The sequence below is a fragment of the Streptomyces sp. NPDC045846 genome (assembly GCF_056431605.1).
The window spans coordinates 125,301-146,278 of record NZ_JBWKKJ010000012.1 but is presented as its reverse complement, the minus strand read 5'-3'; the positions used below and the strand labels follow the sequence as shown (position 1 = coordinate 146,278).

The 20,978-nt window shown below is 72.9% G+C and carries 16 protein-coding genes and 1 riboswitch; of the genes, 6 read left to right on the top strand and 10 right to left on the bottom strand.

What is annotated here, in order from left to right:
• Positions 1–2 precede the first annotated feature (2 nt).
• Both AC07F3_RS31085 and AC07F3_RS31080 read left to right on the top strand, forming a co-directional pair.
• Positions 3–1,244: an MFS transporter gene (locus AC07F3_RS31085; protein WP_479117744.1), complete on the top strand. Its 1,242-nt coding sequence runs from the start codon at positions 3–5 to the stop codon at positions 1,242–1,244.
• Positions 1,210–2,523: a D-arabinono-1,4-lactone oxidase gene (locus AC07F3_RS31080; RefSeq protein ID WP_479117743.1), complete on the top strand. Its 1,314-nt coding sequence runs from the start codon at positions 1,210–1,212 to the stop codon at positions 2,521–2,523. Before AC07F3_RS31085 ends, AC07F3_RS31080 begins: the two co-directional genes overlap by 35 nt.
• Positions 2,524–2,532: 9 nt before the next feature.
• Here AC07F3_RS31080 and AC07F3_RS31075 read toward each other — a convergent pair whose 3' ends face one another.
• Entirely contained in the window at positions 2,533–3,564 is a 1,032-nt protein-coding gene (locus tag AC07F3_RS31075; protein ID WP_479117742.1) for a hypothetical protein, read from the bottom strand.
• 498 nt (positions 3,565–4,062) lie between these two features.
• Here AC07F3_RS31075 and sepH point away from each other — a divergent pair, with 498 nt between their 5' ends.
• Complete coding sequence (sepH, locus tag AC07F3_RS31070) at positions 4,063–5,106, top strand: septation protein SepH (protein WP_479117741.1); 1,044 nt, start codon at positions 4,063–4,065, stop codon at positions 5,104–5,106.
• 169 nt (positions 5,107–5,275) lie between these two features.
• Here sepH and AC07F3_RS31065 read toward each other — a convergent pair whose 3' ends face one another.
• Complete coding sequence (locus AC07F3_RS31065) at positions 5,276–6,124, bottom strand: sulfurtransferase (RefSeq protein ID WP_479117740.1); 849 nt, start codon at positions 6,122–6,124, stop codon at positions 5,276–5,278.
• Between the two features lie 211 nt (positions 6,125–6,335).
• Here AC07F3_RS31065 and AC07F3_RS31060 point away from each other — a divergent pair, with 211 nt between their 5' ends.
• Complete coding sequence (locus AC07F3_RS31060; RefSeq protein ID WP_479117739.1) at positions 6,336–7,109, top strand: VOC family protein; 774 nt, start codon at positions 6,336–6,338, stop codon at positions 7,107–7,109.
• A 400-nt stretch (positions 7,110–7,509) separates the two neighbouring features.
• On the opposite strand, the gene AC07F3_RS31055 is transcribed toward AC07F3_RS31060, so the two are convergent.
• From AC07F3_RS31055 to AC07F3_RS31040, 4 genes are read right to left on the bottom strand one after another with little or no spacing between them, the layout of a single operon-like run.
• A complete protein-coding gene (locus tag AC07F3_RS31055) occupies positions 7,510–8,160 on the bottom strand; it encodes a thymidine kinase (protein WP_479117738.1) in 651 nt (216 codons plus the stop codon).
• Between the two features lie 39 nt (positions 8,161–8,199).
• Positions 8,200–9,390 (bottom strand): alkaline phosphatase family protein, encoded by a 1,191-nt coding sequence (locus tag AC07F3_RS31050; RefSeq protein WP_479117737.1) that lies wholly within the window; start codon positions 9,388–9,390, stop codon positions 8,200–8,202.
• Positions 9,390–9,977 carry a DUF5998 family protein gene (locus tag AC07F3_RS31045; RefSeq protein ID WP_053725537.1) on the bottom strand — a complete coding sequence of 196 codons (588 nt, stop codon included), beginning with the start codon at positions 9,975–9,977 and terminating at the stop codon, positions 9,390–9,392. The genes AC07F3_RS31050 and AC07F3_RS31045 overlap by 1 nt, the downstream gene beginning before the upstream one ends.
• Before the next feature lie 38 nt (positions 9,978–10,015).
• Positions 10,016–12,970 carry a bifunctional acetate--CoA ligase family protein/GNAT family N-acetyltransferase gene (locus AC07F3_RS31040; RefSeq protein WP_479117736.1) on the bottom strand — a complete coding sequence of 985 codons (2,955 nt, stop codon included), beginning with the start codon at positions 12,968–12,970 and terminating at the stop codon, positions 10,016–10,018.
• A gap of 152 nt (positions 12,971–13,122) precedes the next feature.
• Here AC07F3_RS31040 and AC07F3_RS31035 point away from each other — a divergent pair, with 152 nt between their 5' ends.
• On the top strand, positions 13,123–13,404 hold the full coding sequence (locus tag AC07F3_RS31035; protein ID WP_100575907.1) for an HPr family phosphocarrier protein: 282 nt from the start codon (positions 13,123–13,125) through the stop codon (positions 13,402–13,404).
• 176 nt (positions 13,405–13,580) lie between these two features.
• Here the strand turns inward: AC07F3_RS31035 and AC07F3_RS31030 are convergent, their stop codons facing one another.
• From AC07F3_RS31030 to AC07F3_RS31015, 4 genes are all read right to left on the bottom strand, one after another.
• Positions 13,581–14,258 carry a GntR family transcriptional regulator gene (locus AC07F3_RS31030; RefSeq protein WP_479117735.1) on the bottom strand — a complete coding sequence of 226 codons (678 nt, stop codon included), beginning with the start codon at positions 14,256–14,258 and terminating at the stop codon, positions 13,581–13,583.
• A 172-nt stretch (positions 14,259–14,430) separates the two neighbouring features.
• A complete protein-coding gene (locus AC07F3_RS31025) occupies positions 14,431–15,195 on the bottom strand; it encodes a M23 family metallopeptidase (protein WP_479117734.1) in 765 nt (254 codons plus the stop codon).
• Between the two features lie 13 nt (positions 15,196–15,208).
• Positions 15,209–15,368, bottom strand: a riboswitch (cyclic di-AMP (ydaO/yuaA leader).
• A gap of 203 nt (positions 15,369–15,571) precedes the next feature.
• Positions 15,572–16,936 carry a M16 family metallopeptidase gene (locus AC07F3_RS31020; RefSeq protein WP_479117846.1) on the bottom strand — a complete coding sequence of 455 codons (1,365 nt, stop codon included), beginning with the start codon at positions 16,934–16,936 and terminating at the stop codon, positions 15,572–15,574.
• Positions 16,937–16,953: 17 nt separating this feature from the next.
• Positions 16,954–18,294, bottom strand: a complete 1,341-nt coding sequence (locus tag AC07F3_RS31015) for a M16 family metallopeptidase (RefSeq protein ID WP_479117845.1) — start codon at positions 18,292–18,294, stop codon at positions 16,954–16,956.
• A 207-nt stretch (positions 18,295–18,501) separates the two neighbouring features.
• Between AC07F3_RS31015 and AC07F3_RS31010 the strand changes: the two genes are divergently transcribed.
• On the top strand, positions 18,502–20,964 hold the full coding sequence (locus AC07F3_RS31010; RefSeq protein ID WP_479117733.1) for a DNA gyrase/topoisomerase IV subunit A: 2,463 nt from the start codon (positions 18,502–18,504) through the stop codon (positions 20,962–20,964).
• Positions 20,965–20,978 lie beyond the last annotated feature (14 nt).

Sequence of the window (20,978 nt, the reverse complement as noted above, 5' to 3'; positions counted from 1 at the left end):
CGTTGCCCAGTCCCTACCGCGCGATATTCGCCGCCCCCGGCACCAAGGGGTTCTCCGCCGCCGGCCTGCTCGGCCGGATGCCGCTGTCGATGATGGGCATCGGCGTGGTGACCATGGTCTCCCAGCTCACCGGCCGCTACGGGCTCGCCGGGGCGCTCTCGGCCACGCTCGCCATGTCCGCCGCCGTGGTCGGCCCCCAGATATCCCGTCTGGTCGACCGGCACGGCCAGCGCCGGGTGCTGCGCCCGGCCACCCTGGTCGCCGTCGCCGCCGTCGCCGGGCTCCTGGTCTGCGCCCAGCAGGGCGCCCCCGACTGGACCCTGTTCGTGTTCGCGGCGGGCGCGGGCTGCGTGCCGAGCGTCGGCTCGATGGTGCGGGCCCGCTGGGCCGACATCTACCGCGGCGACGCCCAGAACCTGCACACGGCGTACTCGTGGGAATCGATCGTCGACGAGCTCTGCTTCATCCTGGGGCCCATCCTCTCGATCGGGCTCTCCACCGCCTGGTTCGCCGAGGCGGGGCCGCTGATCGCCGCCTGCTTCCTGGTGGCCGGGGTGTTCTGGCTGACCGCCCAGCGCGGCACCGAGCCCGTACCGCATCCGCACGAGCACCACACCGGCCGCTCCGCGCTGAGTTCGCGCGGACTCCAGGTCCTGGTCGCCACCTTCGTCGCCACCGGGGCCATCTTCGGCTCGGTCGACGTGGTCACCGTCGCCTTCGCCGACGAGCGCGGCCACAAGGCGATGGCGAGCCTGGTGCTCGCCGTGTACGCGCTGGGATCCTGCCTCGCCGGAGCCGTGTTCGGGCTGCTCCGCCTCAAGGGCGCGGCGTCGACCAGGTGGCTGGTGGGTGTCTGTGCGATGGCGGTGAGTATGATCCCGCTCCAACTGGCCGGGAACCTGCCGTTCCTCGCCGTGGCGCTCTTTGTCGCGGGCCTGTCCATCGCACCGACCATGGTGACGACGATGGCCCTCGTCGAACAGCACGTACCGCGCAGCAAGCTCACCGAGGGCATGACCTGGACCAGTACCGGGCTGGCGGTCGGTGTGGCGCTCGGCTCCTCCGCCGCGGGTTGGGTGGTGGACGCGGCGGGCGCCGGAGCGGGGTACCTGGTGTCCGGCGTGTCGGGAACGCTCGCGGCCGCGGTGGCGTTCCTGGGGTACCGCCGGCTTCGCAGGCCGGTGACGCATCGGGAGGGGCTCGAAGCACATGGGCGGAGCGAACGGCAGCAGCACCTGGCGTAACTGGGCGGGGAACGTCACGGCGCGTCCGGCGAGGGAGGTGTCCCCGGCCTCCGCGGCCGAGCTCGCCGACGCCGTGCGCAGGGCCGCCGAGGACGGCCTGAGCGTGAAGGCGGTCGGCACCGGCCACTCCTTCACCGCGGCCGCCGCGACCGACGGCGTGCTCATACGCCCCGACCTGCTGACCGGCATCCGCCGGATCGACCGCGCGGCGATGACCGTCACCGTGGAGGCCGGTACCCCGCTGAAGCGGCTCAACACGGTGCTCGCCAGAGAAGGCCTGTCGCTCACGAACATGGGCGACATCATGGAGCAGACGGTGGCGGGCGCCACCAGCACCGGCACGCACGGCACCGGCCGCGACTCGGCCTCGATCGCCGCCCAGATCACGGCACTTGAGCTGGTCACCGCCGACGGCTCGATCCTCACCTGCTCCGAGAAGGAGAACCCGGAGGTCTTCGCGGCGGCCCGGATCGGGCTCGGCGCGCTCGGCGTCGTCACCGCGATCACCTTCGCCGTGGAGCCGGTCTTCCTGCTCACGGCCCGCGAGGAGCCGATGGCCTTCGACAGGGTCACCGCCGAGTTCGACGCGCTCTTCGCGGAGAACGAGCACTTCGAGTTCTACTGGTTCCCCCACACCGGCAACTGCAACACCAAGCGCAACAACCGCAGCGCCGGGCCCGCCGCGCCGCCCGGGCGGCTGAGCGGCTGGATCGAGGACGAGTTCATGTCCAACGGGCTCTTCCAGGTGGTGTGTTCGCTCGGCCGGGCGGTGCCCGCCACCATCCCGTCGATCGCCAAGGTCTCCAGCCGGGCGCTCTCCGCCCGTACGTACACCGACATTCCGTACAAGGTCTTCACAAGTCCGCGCCGGGTGCGCTTCGTGGAGATGGAGTACGCCCTGCCGCGCGAGGCCGTCGTGGGCGCGCTGCGTGAGGTCAAGGCCCTGGTCGACCGCTCGCCGCTGCGCGTGAGCTTCCCGGTGGAGGTCCGCACCGCGCCCGCCGACGACATCGCGCTCTCCACCGCCTCGGGCCGCGACACCGCCTACATAGCCGTGCACATGTACAGGGGCACGCCCTACCAGGCGTACTTCACGGCGGTCGAGCGGATCATGACGGCGCACGCGGGCCGGCCGCACTGGGGCAAGATGCACACGCGCGACGCGGCCTACTTCGCGGACGTCTACCCGCGCTTCGCCGAGTTCACCGCCCTGCGCGACCGGCTCGACCCGGAGCGCCGGTTCGCCAACGGCTACCTCCGCCGGGTCCTCGGCGACTGAGCCCGGGCGCTACGGGGTGGGGGTTCCCCCGGACCGGCTGTCGGGGGTGCTCCGGCCGCCGGGCCCGCTCCCGGAACTCCCCGCGTTCCCGGCGTCGCCGGAACCGGAACTCCCGGAGCTCTTCGAGCCGGACGGGGTGGGCGTCGGAGTCGGAGTCGTACCGCCCGAGCCGGAGCCCGACCCGGAATCCGAGCCCGGATCGGCCGACTTGGAGGGCGAGGCCGACGGCGAGGGGCCCTTCGTCGAGGACTGGCCTCCGGTCGTCCCGCCCTCGCCCGTGCCGGGGTCCGACGAACCGCCGGTCCCGGGCGAGGGCGTGTGGCGCCCGCCCGGGTCGGACGGCGCCGGCGGATCCTTCCGCTCGGAGCCGCCGGTGAGCACGGAGGTCAAGGTGGTCCCGCCGCCGCCGTTGCCGCCGAGCTCACCACCGGAGAGGACTTCGTACGCGGTGATGCCGCCCATCGAGACCCCGAAGACCACGGCCGCCGCGAGCAGCGGGCGCTTCCATCCGCGCAGCCGGGTGCCGTGGATGGTGGCCTCGTTGAACTCCCGGGCGGCGCCCGCACCGAATGGCAACAGCCGCGTGCCGTCGACCGACTTGAGCAGCTGCGTCCGGTCGGCGTCGGCCTGCCCGAGCAGTTGCGTCCGGTCCGGGTCGACCTGGCCGAGCAGTTGCGTGCGGTCGGGGTCGACCTGGCCGAGGAGCTGCGTGCGGTCCGCGTCGGTCCCCGGCAGCGCCGTGGTCTCGTCCGGCCGCCCCTTGTACGGGGAGATCACGGGCACTTGGCGGGAGCCGACCCTGGCCTGGACGGTGACCTCGCGCAGTTGCTCGCCGGTCCGCTTGAAGAAGTGCTGGAAGATGGTGCCGCCGCAGGTGGCGACCACGCTCACGACACCGGCCCCGAGAAACGTTCCGTACACGCCCAGTTGCGAGGCGAGCACCGCCGCGGTGACCGCGGCGAGCGCGCTGCCCGCGACCTGGGGCACGCTCAGATCGATGCGCTTCTTCTCTTCCGTCCCGGTGTCCGGCCTGTCACCCATTCCCAGCCTCTGTTCGCCCTTCTCGTCCGCCTTGCACTGAGAAAGGACATTTGAGCGAAAGGAATAGTTCCGCATCCGGAGATTCTGTGAAGCAGGACACGTGCGGACCGCTCACGAAGGCGTCAGGGCGGGTTCAACTCCCGTACCCCGTGAGAACTTCGGCGGCGTGCCGGTCCACCCAGGTGGCCCGAATGGAGTACTGTGGCGAGCCCTGGGCCCCGTGTCCCACACGGGTATCCGGGACTACGGGAGGGAGCCGAACGCGGCACTCGAACCGGCGGCGCCACGGCACCGCACGGGCGCCTGCTGCACAGAGTGACCAGCCCGGTCACTCTGCGTTGCGAAAAGGTAACCGTGCCATAACGGCGTTCCAGGGCCCATGCCCGACACGCCGGGCAACTCGGCAATGTTGTGGCAGGCTGCACCCGGGCAGGCCACACTCGACTAGCGGAAGCAGCGACGCACGTGACGTCGGCAGGCACCACCCGGGAGGTCCCCATGCCCGAACTGCGTGTCGTGGCCGTCTCCAACGACGGCACACGACTGGTGCTCAAGGCTGCGGACAGCACGGAGTACACGCTTCCGATCGACGAGCGGCTCCGGGCCGCTGTGCGCAACGACCGAGCGCGCCTCGGACAGATCGAGATCGAGGTGGAGAGCCACCTCCGCCCGCGCGACATCCAGGCGCGTATACGAGCCGGTGCCTCCGCCGAGGAGGTCGCCCAGCTCGCCGGCATTCCGGTCGACCGCGTACGCCGTTTCGAAGGCCCCGTCCTCGCCGAGCGCGCCTTCATGGCGGAGCGGGCGCGGAAGACTCCCGTGCGCCGTCCCGGCGAGAACACCGGGCCCCAGCTCGGCGAGGCCGTCCAGGAGCGGCTGTTGCTGCGCGGCGCCGACAAGGACAGCGTCCAGTGGGACTCCTGGCGCCGCGACGACGGCACCTGGGAAGTCCTGCTCGTGTACCTGGTCGCGGGCGAGCCGCACTCCGCGAGCTGGACCTACGACCCGCCGCGCCGGCTCGTCCAGGCCGTCGACGACGAGGCGCGCTCGCTGATCGGCGAGTCCGACGACACCATCACCACGGTTCCGGAACCGAGCTTCCCGTTCGTGCCCCGGATCGCCCGGCTGCCCCGCGACCGGCCGCTGGACCGCGCCCTGGACCGGCAGTTGGAGCGCCCGGTGGCGCCGCCCGAGCCGGTGGCGGACGAGAGCGACTCGCTGACCAGCCTGCTCGAGGCCGTGCCCAGCTTCCGCGGCGACATGGTCGTGCCGGAGCGTCCCACCGCGCCGCCCGAGCCGCCCGAGACCGAACCGGTCGCCGAGCCGGAGGTCGAGGAGCCGCCCGCGCCGGCCGCTTCGGCGGGCGCGGGTGCCGCGTACGCGGACGTCCTGATGCCGCGCACGGTGGCCGGTCACCGCGACCGGCTCACCGGCACCACCGACCGGCAGGCCGAGGCGGACGGGGTCCGTCCCGGGCGCAGGGCGGCGGTTCCCAGCTGGGACGAGATCGTGTTCGGTACGCGGCGGAAGAAGCAGGACTGAACGTTCTGCCGGAGCGGTCGGCCCGGCACGGCCGGTCGTTCGGCCGCGGGGCCGCGCGGTTGCCCGCGCTTCCTGGCGCGCTCGGCGAGCGGTACGGAGCCCGCCCGCCTCACGCATGCGGGCTCCCCGGCGCCCCTCGCCCCTGCGGGCGCGGGGCGCCGCCCGTCCTCTACTGCGGGTCGGGCCCCGTGGCCACCGGCCGGGACTCGTCCGCCGACCACTCCGACCACGAACCCGCGTACAGCGCCGCCGGGATGCCCGCGACCGCGAGCGCGAGGACCTCGTGCGCACCCGAGACCCCCGAGCCGCAGTACACGCCGACCTCGGTGCCCGAGGCGCCAAGGGCCTTGAAGCGGGCGGCCAGTTCGTCGGCGGGCAGGAAGCGGCCGTCCGGGCCCACATTCTCGGTGGTCGGCGCCGAGTGGGCGCCCGGGATGTGTCCGCCCACCCGGTCGATCGGCTCCACCTCCCCGCGGTACCGCTCCCCCGCGCGGGCGTCGAGCAGCAGTCCGGAGCGGGCCAGCGCCGCCGCCGCGTCCGCGTCGAGGAGCTTGAGCGCGCCCGGCTCCGGCCGGAAGTCGCCCTCGGCGGGCGTGGGGATCTCGGTGGAGAGCTCCCCCGTCCAGGCCGCGAGCCCGCCGTCGAGGACGCGCACATCCGGGTGGCCCGCCCAGCGCAGCAGCCACCACGCACGCGCGGCCGCCCAGCCCTGGCCGCCGTCGTAGACGACGACCGGCCTGTCGGCCGACACGCCCGCCCTGCGCATGACCCGGCCGAATTCGGCCACGTCCGGCAGCGGGTGCCGGCCGCCGGCCCCGGGCGGCCCGGCCAGTTCCGCGTCGAGGTCGACGAACACCGCGCCGGGCAGGTGCCCGGCCGCGTACGCGGCACGGCCGTCGAACGGGGCCGCGCCGGCGGCCTTCGCCGTGCTCAGCTGCCAGCGGACGTCGAGCAGCACCGGCGGCCGCGGTCCGGCCGTTGCGGCCGCGAGTTCGGATGCGGAGATGATGGCATTCATGGGCTCATCCTCGCGCAGAGTCCACCGGGAACGTAACGGCCAGGAAAAGGATGAGCGTCACCAAAACGGGCATCCTCCTGCGGGAACGCGCCAAAAGCGGCGCGGCCGGGGCGCGCTGCGGCGCTGGGGGTGGAAGCATCGGCCCGGGTGCGCAGGTTCCCCGTACCGCACCTCCAGCAGCAGTATGGCTACGGCCGAGGAGAGAGTGACGATGACCCAGTCGGAGACCCGGCGCACACCTGGCACGCCCTGCTGGGTGAGTCTCATGGTGCACGGTCTGGCCGCGACCCAGGAGTTCTACGGAGCACTGTTCGGCTGGGAGTTCAGCCCCGGCCCGCAGCAGCTCGGCCCGTACGTCCGCGCGCTGCTCGACGGCAAGGAGGTCGCCGGGATCGGGCAGCTGCCGCCCGACCGGCATCTGCCGATCGCCTGGACCACCTATCTGGCGACCGACGACGCGGACGCGACGGCCGAGACGATCCGGCACTGCGGCGGCACGGTCGGAGTCGGCCCGCTCGACGCCGCCGACGCGGGCCGGATGGCCATCGCCTCGGACCCGGCGGGCGCGGTGTTCGGGATCTGGCAGGCGGGCGCGCACATCGGCACCGCCATCGCGGGCGCGCCCGGCACCCCCGTGTGGAACGAGCTGGTCACGCGCGAGACCTCGTCGGTCGGCAAGTTCTACCAGGCGGTGTTCGGCTACGACCTGGAGGCCGTGGTGTCGGCCGACTTCGACTACGTGACGCTCAACCTGGCGGGCCGCCCGGTCGCCTCCCTGCACGGCGTGGGCAACGCGCTGCCGCGCGACAAGGGCGCGCACTGGATGACCTACTTCGAGGTCGTCGATGTCGACGAGGCAGCCGTGCGGGTGGCGGACCTCGGTGGGCACGTCCTCCAGCAGCCGCGCGAGGGTGCGAGCGGGCGCGTCGCGACGGTCGCCGACCCGGAGGGCTCGGTCTTCACCCTCGTACGATCGAACCCCTGACCCCAACCTCCTCGCGCGGTACGGGAGTTGCGGCGGGCCGGGCCGGGGTGCGCCCGTGCCCCTCGCGACCGGCACACGGGCGTGGCCGCCAGGGCGCGCCCGTACCGCCCGCGAACAGGGCGTGCCGCACGGGGCGTTCGCCCGGGCGCCTCAGGCCCGGGCGGGCCGGGTGGCCGCGGTGGCGGTGATGCCGACCACGGCCAGCACGGTCACCACGGCGGCGAAGACGGCCCCGCGCAGAGCGGGCCGACACCTGACGTACGCCGTTGTAGAGGATGACGTGCGTGTCCGGCGGGGCGGCCGGGAGTTCCAGCAGGCCGATGGCGCAGACGGCGCCGACGTTCAGAACACCAGCAGCGCGACGACGCACCCGCGGCGGCACTCGCGTTGCCGCCACGCTTCAGGGTGAGGCGACGGGCAGCACGTCCGGGGACAGGGCCGCCGCGTGGGCCGAGGCGCTCGTCATCCGCCTGCGGTGGTGGCGTCGGCACAGCACCTCGTAACCGATCTCGTCCTGCGACTGGTTGACGTCGCCGACGACGACCTGGGCCCCCTCGACGACCATCCGGCCGCCTATGGTGCGGGCGTTGTGGGTGGCGCGCGCGCCGCACCAGCACAGCGCCTCGACCTGGAGCACCTCGACCCGGTCGGCGAGCTCGACCAGCCGCTGGGAGCCGGGGAACAGCTTGGAGCGGAAGTCGGTGGTGATCCCGAAGGCGAAGACGTCGAGGTCGAGGTCGTCGACGACCCGGGCGAGCTGGTCGATCTGCTCGGGCGCGAGGAACTGCGCTTCGTCCGCGATCACGTAGTCGCAGCGGCCGCCCTTGGAGAGGTGGCCGACGAGGTAGGCGTAGAAGTCGAAGCCGTCGGCGGCCTCGACCGCGTCGGTCACCAGGCCGAGCCGGGAGGACAGCTTGCCCTCGCCCGCCCGGTCGTCCCGCGTGAAGATCATGCCCTGCAGACCGCGCGCGGAGCGGTTGTGCTCGATCTGAAGAGCGAGGGTGCTCTTTCCGCAGTCCATCGTTCCGGAGAAGAACACCAGCTCGGGCATGGGAAGGTGACGGCCTTTCAGATCTGTGGAGGGAGGTGGTTACGAGCGTACTTCGAGGAGCGGTACGAGCTGCTCCACCGCGGTCATCGAGCCGTGGTTGCCGACCATCAGGGACTCGTGCGGCTCGCGCTGCGAGGCGGTGATCACGACGTCGTCGTGCGCGGCGGCCACCACGTCGCCGATCCGCCCGTACACCCGCTCGTCGATGCCCGGGCCGAACCAGCCCGCCGCGATCGCCTCGTCGCGGCTCGCGACCCAGAACTGCTCGCCGAGCACCTCGCGCCAGCAGGTCAGCACGTCGGACGCGGCACCCGGCACCGCGTACACATGACGCGCCCGGCCCTCGCCGCCGAGCAGGGCGACCCCGGCGCGCAGCTCCCAGTCCTCGTCGAAGTCGATCCGGGACTGCTCGTCGAAGGGGATGTCGATCATGCCGTGGTCGGCGGTGACGTACAGCGCGGAGCGCGGCGGCAACTGCTCGGCCAGGCGCTGGGCGAGCCGGTCGACGTACATCAGCTGGCCGCGCCAGGCATCGGAGTCCACCCCGAAGCGGTGGCCCTTGCCGTCGACCTCGGAGTAGTACGTGTAGACCAACGAGCGGTCGCCCGCGGCGAGTTGCTCGGCCGCGAGGTCCATGCGCTCCTCGCCGGAGAGCCTGCCGCGGAAGGTGCCGCCGCTGAGCGCGATCTTGGTGAGGGGGGTGTGCTCGAAGGTCGGCGAGGACACCTGTGCGGTGTGCACGCCGTCCTGGTCGGCGAGCTGGAAGACGGTGGGGTACGGCTGCCAGGCGTGCGGGTCGGTCCAGGGCTTCCAGCGGAGCTGGTTCATCAGCTCGCCGGTGTCGGGGTTGCGGGCGGTGTAGCCGGGCAGGCCGTGCTCGCCGGGGGTCAGCCCCGTGCCGACCGAGGCCAGCGAGGTCGCGGTGGTGGCGGGGAACCCGGCGGTTATGGGCCGGCCGGTGCCGCCGCGCGAGGTGGCGAGCAGGGAGTGCAGATACGGGGCCTCGTCCGGGTGGGCCTTGATCTGCTCCCAGCCGAGGCCGTCGATCAGGAAGACGCAGTTGCGGTCGGCGGGGGCGAGCCCGGCGATGCGCGCCTCGAACCCGGGTACGCCCTGGCCCGCCACGAGCGTGGGCAGCAGATCGGCGAGCGAGCCGGTGCCGTACTCGGGCACGGGTGCGGTGTCGAGGGCGAGGGGTTCGGGATCGTCCTGCCAGGCGGGCTGTGCCATCAGCGGCCGGTCGCCGCGGTCGCCTCGGACAGCGCCTGGGCGAAGGCCAGGGTCTGGCGGACGGTGTCCGGGCCGTCACCGGCCTCGCTGACCCTGAGGCTCAGGTCGTCGGCGGTGGAGTTGCCGGTGTAGCCGTGGTCGGCGTCGCAGTTGGGGTCGCCGCAGGCGGCGGGCTCCAGGTCGATCCGCGCGACCGCGCCCCAGCCGATGGTCAGGACGACCTCGCGGGGCAGGGTGCCGGGCGTGTACGACTCCGGGTTGGCGACGACGCGGCTCACCACGACCGACGAGATCCGGCCGAGCTTCACGGATTCGGTGGAGGTGGTCGCGTACGGCGTCGGGGAGCTGGTGTCCGCGTTCTGCTCGTCGGTGTGGCTGACGATGAAGCGGTTGTCGGTGAGCACGAGGACCGTCACATGGCGGCGGACCTCGTTGGCGTCGAAGGTGGTCTCCTGGTGCACCAGGTACGACGCGATCGGCTCGCCGCCGACCGCGGCCTCCACCGCCTCGGCCACAAGGGCCGGGTAGTAGCCGCTGCGCTCGATCGCCGCGCGGAGCCCCTGGGTCGTCGTACCGGTCTTCGCCATGGGGTCCATCTTAAGCGCCCGCCGGGGGCGTACGGCCCTCAGTAGCTGGGCAGCCGCCTGGGACCGAGGTCGGTGCGGGGCGGGGCGGGCGCGAGGCGGACGTTCGCGCCGAGCACCGACAGGCCGTGCTGGGCGACGATGACGGGCTCCAGACCCACCGCGACCACCTCGGGATGGTCGTCGACCAGCCGCGACACGCGCAGGAGCAGCTCTTCGAGGGCGGCGGTGTCGACGGGCGCGGAACCCCGCCAGCCGAACAGGAGCGGCGCCGTCCTGATGGAACGCAGCAGTTCGGCGGCGTCGCGGTCGGTGGCGGGAATCAGGCGGTGCGCGGTGTCGCCGAGCAGTTCGGACGCGGCCCCGGCGAGTCCGAAGGACAGCACCGCGCCCACGGCCGAGTCGATCGAGGCGCGCACGACGGTGTCGACGCCGCGCGCCACCATGGCCTGCACGACCGGCTTGAGCTCCTCCGGCTTGCCGAGGCTCGCCGTCAATTCGGCATATGCACGGGCGAGTTGGTGCTCGTCCGCGAGGTCCAGGCGTACGCCGCCGAGGTCGGGCCGGTGGCGCAGGTGCGGGGCGGTGGTCTTGAGGGCGACCGGGTAGCCGAGGCGGCGGGCGGCCTCGGCGGCGCGGGCCGGGTCGGGCGCGGGCAGGGTGGGGCGCACGGCGATGCCGTACCGGCCGAGCAGTTCCCCGGCGTCGTCGGCGGTCAGGGTCACACCGCGCGGGTCGGGCGCGGGCCCGAGGAGGCGCTCGATCAGGGCGGCCGCGCCCGCCTCGTCGATGTCGTCGTACTCCCCCACCTTGCCGGGGTCGGCCGCCTCGCGGCGCCAGCGGGCGTAGCGGACGGCCTCGGCGAGGGCGCGCACGGCCCGCTCGGCGGCGGGGTAGGCGGGGATGCGGCGGGGTTCGCGGGGTTCGGAGAGGTCGCCGTTCGGCGGCCCGGCGGGGGCGCCGGGGGAATTGTCCCGCGGCCCCTTCTCCTCGAACGCCGGTGGAGCCGGATGCGCCGGGAGCGGACCAGCGCCGGGCGGTACCGGATCCGCCGGGGTCCGGGCGGCGACGGGCGTGGCGTGATCCGCGGGGGGCCGCGAGGTGGCGGGCCGTGCTCGGGGCGCCGCCTTGTTCACCGTGCGGGCCGCCGCCGACAGGGCCTCGGCCAGGCCGCCGATCTCCACGTGGACCACGGCGACGGGCTTGGCGGGGGCGGTGGAGGCGGCCTCGCGCAGGGCGTCGGCGAGGACCTGGCCGTCGCCGGACTCCATGGCCCCGTTCTCGCCGACCCAGGGGATGGCCGTCACCACCACCGCGTCGCAGGCGTCGTCCGCGAGGGCCGCCGCGAGCGCGGCGCGGAAGTCGGCCGGGGTCGCGGCGGTCGTCAGGTCGAGCGGCCTGAGCGGGCGCAGCCCCTCGGTCAGACAGGCGTCGTAGGTCAGCAGGCCGAGCGATTCGGAGTTGCCGAGGATGGCCACGCGCGGCCCCGCGGGCAGCGGCTGGCCCGCGAGCAGCAGGCCCGCGTCGACGAGTTCGGTGACCGTGCCGACCAGGATCACTCCCGCCTGGCGCAGCAGCGCCGAGACGGTGGCGTCCGGCACCCGGGTCACCGGCACGGCGTGGCCCGGCGGGGTCGTCCCGCTGTGCCGGGCGCCCTTCACGACCACGACGGGCTTCGCCGCGGCGGTGCGGCGGGCCAGGCGGGTGAACTTCCGCGGGTTCCCGATGGATTCGAGGTAGAGCAGGACCACGTCCGTGTCGGGGTCCTCGTGCCAGTACTGGAGGAAGTCGTTGCCGGACAGGTCGGCGCGGTTGCCTGAGGAGATGAACGTCGACAGGCCCGCGCCGCGCCGGTAGAGACCCGACAGGAGGGCTATGCCGATCGCGCCGGACTGGGTGAACAGGCCGATCCGGCCCGCGGGCGGCGACTGCGGGGCCAGCGAGGCGTTCAGCCGCACCCCGGCCGCGGTGTTGATGATCCCGAAGGCGTTGGGGCCGATCAGGCGCATGCCGTACGAGCGGGCCTGGCGGACCAGGGCGCGCTGGCGCTCCCTGCCGTGCGGGCCGCTCTCGGCGTAGTCGGCCGCCAGGACGACGAGGCCCTGGACGCCGTGCTCGCCGCAGTCGGCGACCGCTTCGGGCACCCGCTCGGCGGGCACCGCGACGATCGCCAGGTCGACCGGCTCGCCGATGGCGCCGACGGAGGAGAAGGCGGGGACGCCGTCGAGTTCGTGCCGCCCCTCGCCGAGCGCCTTGTTCACGGCGTGGACGCGGCCGGTGAACCCGGCGTCCAGGAGGTTGCGCAGGACGGCGCGGCCGACGCCGCCCGGGGCCCGGCCGGTGCCGATGACCGCGACCGAGCCGGGGGCCAGCAGGCGCTGCACGGAGCGGGCCTCGGCGCGGTGCTCACGGGCCCGCTGCACGGCGAGCGACTCGGCGGTGGGCTCCAGGTCGAGGGTGAGGTGGACCGAGCCGTCCTCGAAGGACCGCTTCTGCTGGTAGCCGGCGTCCGTGAACACCTTGATCATCTTGCTGTTGGCCGGGAGCACCTCGGCCGCGAACCGCCGGATGCCCCGCTCCCGGGCGACCGCCGCGATGTGTTCGAGCAGGGTGGAGGCGACGCCCCGGCCCTGGTGGGCGTCCTGCACGAGGAAGGCGACCTCGGCCTCGTCGGCGGGGGCGGACGCGGGGCGGCCCTGGGCGTTGATGCGGTCGTAGCGGACCGTCGCGATGAACTCGCCCCCGACCGTGGCGGCCAGTCCGACCCGGTCGACGTAGTCGTGATGGGTGAAGCGGTGGACGTCCTTCGCGGAGAGCCGGGGGTAGGGCGCGAAGAAGCGGTAGTACTTCGACTCGTCCGAGACCAGCTCGTAGAAGGAGACCAGCCGCTCGGCGTCCTCGGTGGTGATGGGCCGGATACGCGCGGTGCCGCCGTCGCGCAGCACCACGTCGGCCTCCCAGTGAGCGGGGTACGCGGGGTCGGACGCCGTCGTCATACCGAAAGCGTACGGGTCGCGCGGCCGTGCGGGGCGGGGCAAGGTGGGGAGGGCCGATCGGCGGGACACTGGGGCCTATGGTCGGTACGAGCACCGCGCACCACATGAGAGACTGGTCTAGACAACCGTCAGAGATTTCGAAGGGCAACACCATGGCTGAGCGCCGCGTCAACGTCGGCTGGGCCGAGGGCCTGCACGCCCGCCCCGCGTCCATCTTCGTCCGTGCCGCCACGGCCGCCGGAGTCCCCATGACCATCGCCAAGGCCGACGGCAACCCGGTCAACGCCGCGTCCATGCTCGCGGTGCTCGGCCTGGGTGCGCAGGGCGGCGAGGAGATCGTGCTGGCCTCCGACGCCGAGGGCGCGGACGCCGCGCTCGACCGGCTGGCCAAGCTGGTCGCCGAGGGTCTCGAGGAGCTCCCCGAGACCGTCTGATCCGGTCGACGTCACGTCGAAGGACCGCCGCTTCCGCATCGGGGAGAGGCGGTCCTTTCGTTTTCCCCGCCCCGGGCCGACAGCTTTGACGGATTGCGCGAAAGACCGCCGGGCCCCGAATTCCGGGCAGCGAAATGCGGCCGCGCTTTTCGCCTCCTTTGTATACGGCACCCCTGTTAAGCGCGGGCGCTCGCGGTGTTGACGGGAGGTTGCGGAGTTCTCACGGCCGCGGCCCCGCGCAGCCGATGGGCGGAAAAGGATCGCTCGGCGTGCAGGGCGGTGAGCGAGCGGGCGCGTTCGGCGTCGCCGCGGGCCACCGCGTCGGTGATGGCGCCGCGTTCGGCCCAGGTCTCCACCGGGCGGACCGTCCCGTCGACCACGTACATCCAGGCGACCTTGTGCCGCACCTGCGTGAGCAGCGCGATGAGTCCGGGGCTCGCGGAGGCCTGGGCCAGCGTCTCGTGGAACCAGCCGCCCAGTGAGCGCAGATCCTCGCCCTGACCGCGCCTGGCCCGGTCCTGACCTAGCCTCACCAGGCCGCGCAGCACCTTGAGATGGGCCTCGCCCCGGCGCCCGGCGGCCCGCGCGGCGGCCAACGGCTCCAGGAGCGCGCGCAGTTCGAGGAGGTCGGCGGCCTCCAGCTCGGTGGGCTCGGCCACACAGGCGCCCGCGTGCCTGCGGGTGGTCACGAAGCCCTCGGACTCCAGGGTGCGCAGGGCCTCGCGGACCGGCACGCGGGAGACCCCGTACCGGCGCGCGAGGACCTCCTCGGCGAGCCGGCCGCCGCGCTCGAAGACACCCGAGACAATGTCGTCGCGGATTGCCGTGCATACCGAATGCGCCGGAATGCGCATGGCCGAACCTCCGCCTGATCCCCGCGCAACGCGGTCGATGGACGTCTTTTCCGCGACTCTATGGCAGCCCTTGTTAATTCCCGGTGACGGGCCGGAACCGATGGATTTCTTCCGGCCAACGACGAAGGCCCCCGGCTGTGTGCCGGAGGCCTTCGGTGCGCGCGGGTACGTCCTAGACGTTGACGCCGTGCGAGCGCAGATAGGCGACGGGGTCGATGTCCGAGCCGTACTGCGGGCCCGTGCGGGCCTCGAAGTGCAGGTGCGGGCCGGTGGTGTTGCCGGTGTCGCCCGACAGCGCGATCTGCTGGCCGGGCTCGACGGACTGGCCGACGGAGACCTGGATGACCGAGAGGTGGCCGTACTGGGTGTACGTGCCGTCGTTCATCCGGATCACGATGTTGTTGCCGTACGCCCCGCCCCAGCCCGCCTCGACGACGGTGCCCAGGCCGACGGCGTGCACCGAAGTGCCGCTCGCCGCGTGGAAATCGATGCCGGTGTGGCTGCCCGACGACCAGATCGAGCCGCCGGTCTTGTAGCCGGTGGACACATAGCTGTCGGATATGGGGGCCACGAAGGTGTTGAGGCGCTTGCGCTCGGCCTCGCGCGCGGCCCGCTCCTTGGCCTCGCGGTCCTCCTTGGCCCGCTGCTCCGCCTTGGCCTTGGCGGCCGCCTCGGCCTCGGCCTTCGCCCGGGCCTTCACGGCGGCCTGCTTCTGCGCGTCGGCCTGGGCGCCCAGCTGGTCCGCGAGGGTGTCGCCGATGACGATGGCCTGGGTGAGGCCGGTGTCGGCGGTGGCGCTCGGGGCGGCGACGGCCGGGGAGGCGAGGGTGCCTACGACTCCGGCGGTGGCGAGGGTGGCGATGCCCGCGATGTTCGCGCTGCGGCGCGTCATGCGGCTGGGCGCGCGGTGCTTCCCGGTGGCACGGGTGAACGCCATGGAGTGGCGGTGTCCTTTCCTTCCATCTCGCCTACCGGGTTAGCTGACGGGTTCGGAGCAGGAAGGTCTCCTACGGGCTCCTCCGCGGGCGGAGGCGTCCGATTCACCCCAGGGACTGAGTGGGTCCCCGGCTCCCCTGGCTCGCGCCATCGGGGACTCGGCGATCACTGTCCGGTGCCGCGGCTGCGACGGGTGGTGACGGACAGCGGGACCGACGCTAGACGGCTGATCTTTCAATCACCAAACACACACAGGATTTTGTAGCGCACGCCACATGACAGACAGGCAACCTCCCCAATAAACCGGACATAAGGGGGGACCCCGGCGGCGCATCCGCCACCGGGGTCCCCTGTGTCTCCGCTCGCGCGGGCCTCAATCAGCCGGTGACGACGGTCACTTCACCGATTCCGAGCGCCCGGACGGGCTCCTCGATCTGCGCGGCGTCGCCCACGAGCACGGTGACGAGCCGGTCGGCCGGGAAGGCGTTGACGACGGCCGCCGTCGCCTCCACGGTGCCGGTCTCGGCGAGCAGCGCGTACAGCTGGGCCTGGTAGTCGTCCGGCAGGAACTGCTCGACCTGGTCGGCCAGCGTCGCCGCGACGGCCGCGGCCGTCTCGTACTTGAGCGGCGCGACGCCGACCAGGTTCTGCACGGCCGTCTCGCGCTCGGCGTCGGTGAGGCCCTCCGCGGCCAGCGTGCGCAGCACCTTCCACAGGTCGTCGAGGGCCGGGCCGGTGTTCGGGGTGTCGACCGAGCCGCTGATGGCGAGCATCGCGGCGCCGCCGTCCGGCCCCGAGCGCAGCACCTGGCCGAACGCGCGCACCCCGTAGGTGTAGCCCTTCTCCTCGCGCAGCACGCGGTCGAGGCGGGAGGTCAGGGTGCCGCCCAGGCAGTACGTGCCGAGCACCTGGGCCGCCCAGACCCGGTCGTGCCGGTCGGCGCCGATGCGGCCGATGAGCAGCTGGGTCTGGACCGCGCCGGGGCGGTCCACGATGACGACCCGGCCGGTGTCGTCGGCGGTGATCGGCGGGACGGGGCGCGGCTCCGCGGGGTCGCCCGTCCAGTCGCCCAGGGTGTCCGCGAGGATCGCGTCGAGGTCGGTGCCCGACAGGTCGCCGACAACCACGGCCACCGTCGTCGCGGGCCGCACGTACGCCTCGTAGAAGGCGCGCACCGCGGCGGCGTCGATCGGGGCGACGGTCTCCTCGGTGCCCTGGCGGGGCCGGGACATGCGCGCGGAGGCCGGGAACAGCTCCTTGGAGAGCTGCTTGGCGGCCCGCCGGGCCGGGTTGGCCTGCTCGTGCGGGATCTCGTCGAGCCGGTTGCGCACCAGCCGCTCGATCTCGGAGTCGGCGAACGCGGGGGCCCGCAGCGCCTCGGCGAGCAGCGAGAGCGCCTTGGGCAGCCGCGAGACCGGCACTTCGAGGGAGACCCGCACGCCGGGGTGGTCGGCGTGTGCGTCGATGGTGGCGCCGCACCGCTCCAGCTCGGCGGCGAACTCCTCGGCCGAGTGCTTGTCGGTGCCCTCGGTCAGGGCGCGCGCCATGATGGTGGCGACGCCGTCGAGGCCCTCGGGCTCGGCGTCCAGCGGGGCCGCGAGGAAGATCTCCACGGCGACGACCTGCTGGCCGGGCCGGTGGCAGCGCAACACGGTCACGCCGTTGGCGAGCGTGCCGCGCTCGGGGGCCGGGAAGGCCCACGGCGTGGGGGTGCCGGCGGCCGGCTGCGGGTGGAACTCCATGGTCACGACAGCGTCCGTCACTGGCCCGCCTCTTCTTCCTCTTCGTTGCCTGCCTCGGGTGCCGCGATGGGCTCGTACACCAGGACCGCCCGGTTGTCGGGGCGCAGCGTCGCCGCGGCGACCGCCTTGACCTCGGCGGCGGTGATGTCCAGGACGCGGTCGACCGCGGTCAGGGCGAGCTGCGGGTCGCCGAACAGCACGGCGTACCGGCACAGTTCGTCGGCGCGGCCGGCGACCGTGCCGAGCCGGTCGAGCCACTCGCGCTCCAACTGGGCCTGGGCGCGCTCCATCTCCTCGTCGGTGGGGCCCTCCTCGGCGAACCGCGCGAGCTCCTCGTCGACCGCGGCCTCGATGTCGGGGACCTCGACGCCCGCGGACGTCTTGACGTCCAGCCAGCCGAGCGAGGGCGCCCCGGCGAGCCGCAGCAGGCCGAATCCGGCGGCCACCGCGCTCTGGTCGCGGCGGACCAGGCGGTTGTGCAGCCGGGAGGACTCGCCGCCGCCGAGGACGGTGAGCGCCAGGTCGGCGGCGTCGGCCTCGCGGGTGCCGTCGTGGGGCAGCCGGTAGGCGGCCATCAGCGCGCGGGCCGGGACGTCCTCCTCGACGACCTCGCGCAGCTGCCCGCCCATGGTGCCCGGCAGCGTGCCGTCGCGCGGCGGCTGCTTGCCGTCGTGGGCGGGGATGGAGCCGAAGTACTTCTCCACCCAGGCCAGCGTCTGCGCGGGGTCGATGTCGCCGACCACCGCGAGCACCGCGTTGTTGGGCGCGTAATAGGTACGGAAGAAGTGCCGAGCGTCTTCCAGGGTGGCCGCGTCCAGGTCGGCCATCGAGCCGATCGGCGTGTGGTGGTAGGGGTGGCCCTCGGGGTAGGCGAGGGCGGTCAGCTTCTCGAAGGCGGTGCCGTAGGGCACGTTGTCGTAGCGCTGGCGGCGCTCGTTCTTGACGACGTCGCGCTGGTTCTCCATCGACTCCTCGTCCAGCGCGGCCAGGAGCGAGCCCATGCGGTCGGCCTCCAGCCAGAGCGCGAGCTCCACCTGGTGGGCGGGCATGGTCTCGAAGTAGTTGGTGCGCTCGAAGCTGGTGGTGCCGTTCAGCGAACCGCCGGCCCCCTGCACCAGCTCGAAGTGGCCGTTGCCGTGCACCTGCTGGGAGCCCTGGAACATGAGGTGCTCGAAGAGGTGGGCGAGGCCGGTGCGGCCCTTGACCTCGTGGCGCGAGCCCACGTCGTACCAGAGGCACACCGCGGCGACCGGGGTCAGGTGGTCCTCGGAGAGCACCACGCGCAGGCCGTTGGCCAGTCGGTGCTCAGTCGCTGTCAGGCCGCCGGAGCCGGCCTGCGCTGTGGCCGTGTGACCCATGGGCATGTACGTCCCTTCGTTCGCGATGTGCAGTACCGCCGTGTGAAGTACTGGCGGGAGAAAGTCCTGAGTGAAGAAGTCCTGCCACTGTATGCAAGCGCGTGGGCACCTGGCGAAGTTCCCGGGTCGCGGTCGGCGTTGTCAGTGGGACGGTCCACAATGGTCGGCATCAGACCCGATCCGGTACGTGAAGGAGCAGCAGCCGCGATGGCCCGCCGCAGCACGAAGACCCCGCCGCCGCCCGACGACTTCGAGGAGCGGATCCTCGACATCGACGTCGTCGACGAGATGCAGGGCTCCTTCCTCGAGTACGCGTACTCCGTGATCTACTCGCGGGCCCTGCCGGACGCCCGGGACGGCATGAAACCCGTCCAGCGCCGCATCGTCTACCAGATGAACGAGATGGGCCTGCGCCCCGACCGCGGGTACGTGAAGTGCGCCCGCGTCGTCGGCGAGGTGATGGGCAAGCTGCACCCGCACGGCGACGCCTCGATCTACGACGCCCTGGTGCGCATGGCGCAGCCGTTCTCGATGCGCCTGCCGCTGGTGAACGGCCACGGCAACTTCGGCTCGCTCGGCAACGACGACCCGCCGGCCGCCATGCGGTACACCGAGTGCAAGATGGCCGACGCCACGTCGCTGATGACGGAGTCGATCGACGAGGACACCGTCGACTTCGCGTCGAACTACGACGGCCAGGAGCAGGAGCCGGTCGCCCTCCCGGCCGCCTATCCGAACCTGCTGGTCAACGGCTCGTCCGGGATCGCGGTCGGCATGGCGACCAACATGCCGCCGCACAACCTGGGCGAGGTCATCGCGGCGGCCCGCCACCTGATCCGGCACCCGGGCGCGGACCTGGAGGCGCTGATGCGCTTCGTGCCGGGTCCCGACCTGCCGACGGGCGGGCGCATCGTGGGCCTGAGCGGCATCAAGGACGCGTACGAGTCGGGCCGCGGCACCTTCAAGATCCGCGCCACCGCCTCGGTGGAGAACGTGACGGCCCGCCGCAAGGGCCTGGTCGTCACCGAGCTGCCGTTCACGGTCGGCCCGGAGAAGGTGATCTCCAAGATCAAGGACCTGGTGGGCGCGAAGAAGCTCCAGGGCATCGCCGACGTGAAGGACCTCACCGACCGTTCGCACGGGCTGCGCCTCGTCATCGAGATCAAGAACGGCTTCGTCCCCGAGGCCGTCCTGGAGCAGCTCTACAAGCTGACGCCGATGGAGGAGTCCTTCGGCATCAACAACGTCGCCCTGGTCGACGGCCAGCCGCTGACCCTGGGGCTCAAGGAGCTCCTGGAGGTCTATCTCGACCACCGCTTCGACGTGGTGCGCCGGCGCAGTGAGTTCCGCCGCACCAAGCGCCGGGACCGGCTGCACCTGGTCGAGGGCCTGCTCGTCGCCCTGGTCGACATCGACGAGGTCATCAGGATCATCCGGTCGAGTGACAACTCGGCGCAGGCGAAGGAGCGGCTCATCGAGCGCTTCTCGCTGAGCGAGATCCAGACGCAGTACATCCTGGACACGCCGCTGCGTCGGCTCACGAAGTTCGACCGGATCGAGCTGGAGAGCGAGCGCGACCGGCTGACCGGCGAGATCGACGAGCTGACCGGGATCCTGGAGTCGGACAGCGAGCTGCGCAAGCTGGTCTCGGCCGAACTGGCCGCGGTGGCCAAGAAGTTCAGCACCGACCGGCGCACGGTCCTCCTGGAGTCGGCGGGCGCCCCGGTCGCGGCCGTCGCCCTGGAGGTCGCCGACGACCCGTGCCGGGTGCTGCTCTCCTCGACGGGCCTGCTGGCCCGCACCGCCACCGGCGAGCAGTTCGTGGCGGGCGAGGACGACAAGCGCGTCAAGCACGACGTGGTGGTCTCGGCGGTGCCCGCGACGCAGCGCGGCGACGTGGGCGTGGTGACGTCCACCGGGCGGCTGCTGCGGCTCGCGGTGATCGACCTGCCGCAGCTCCCGGACACGGCCTCCGCGCCGAACCTGTCGGGCGGCGCGCCGATCTCGGAGTTCCTCTCCTCCCTGGAGCCGGACGAGACGGTGGTGTGCCTGACCACGCTCGACGAGTCCTCGCCGGGCCTCGCGATCGGCACCGAGCAGGGCGTCGTCAAGCGCGTGGTGCCCGACTACCCGGCGAACAAGGACGAGTTGGAGGTCATCACCCTCAAGGACGGTGACCGGATCGTGGGGGCGGCCGAGCTGCGCACGGGCGAGGAGGACCTGGTCTTCATCACCGACGACGCCCAGCTCCTGCGCTACCAGGCGAGCCAGGTGCGCCCCCAGGGGCGGCCCGCGGGCGGCATGGCCGGCATCAAGCTGGCCGACGGCGCCAAGGTCATCTCGTTCACGGCGGTCGACCCGGCCGCCGACGCGATGGTGTTCTCGGTGGCGGGCTCGGGGGCCACGCTGCTCGGCGACACGGCGGTGTCCGCGAAGCTGACGCCGTTCGACCAGTACCCGCGCAAGGGCCGGGCCACCGGCGGGGTGCGCTGCCAGCGCTTCCTGAAGGGCGAGGACAAGCTGGTGCTGGCCTGGGCGGGCCCGGCCCCGGTCCGCGCGGCCCAGGCCAACGGAGCCCCGGCACAGCTGCCGGTGCCCGACCCGCGCCGTGACGGCTCGGGCACCCCGCTGCCCTCCCCCGTGGCGGTCCTCGCGGGCCCGGCCTCGTAGCGGGATCGGCGCCG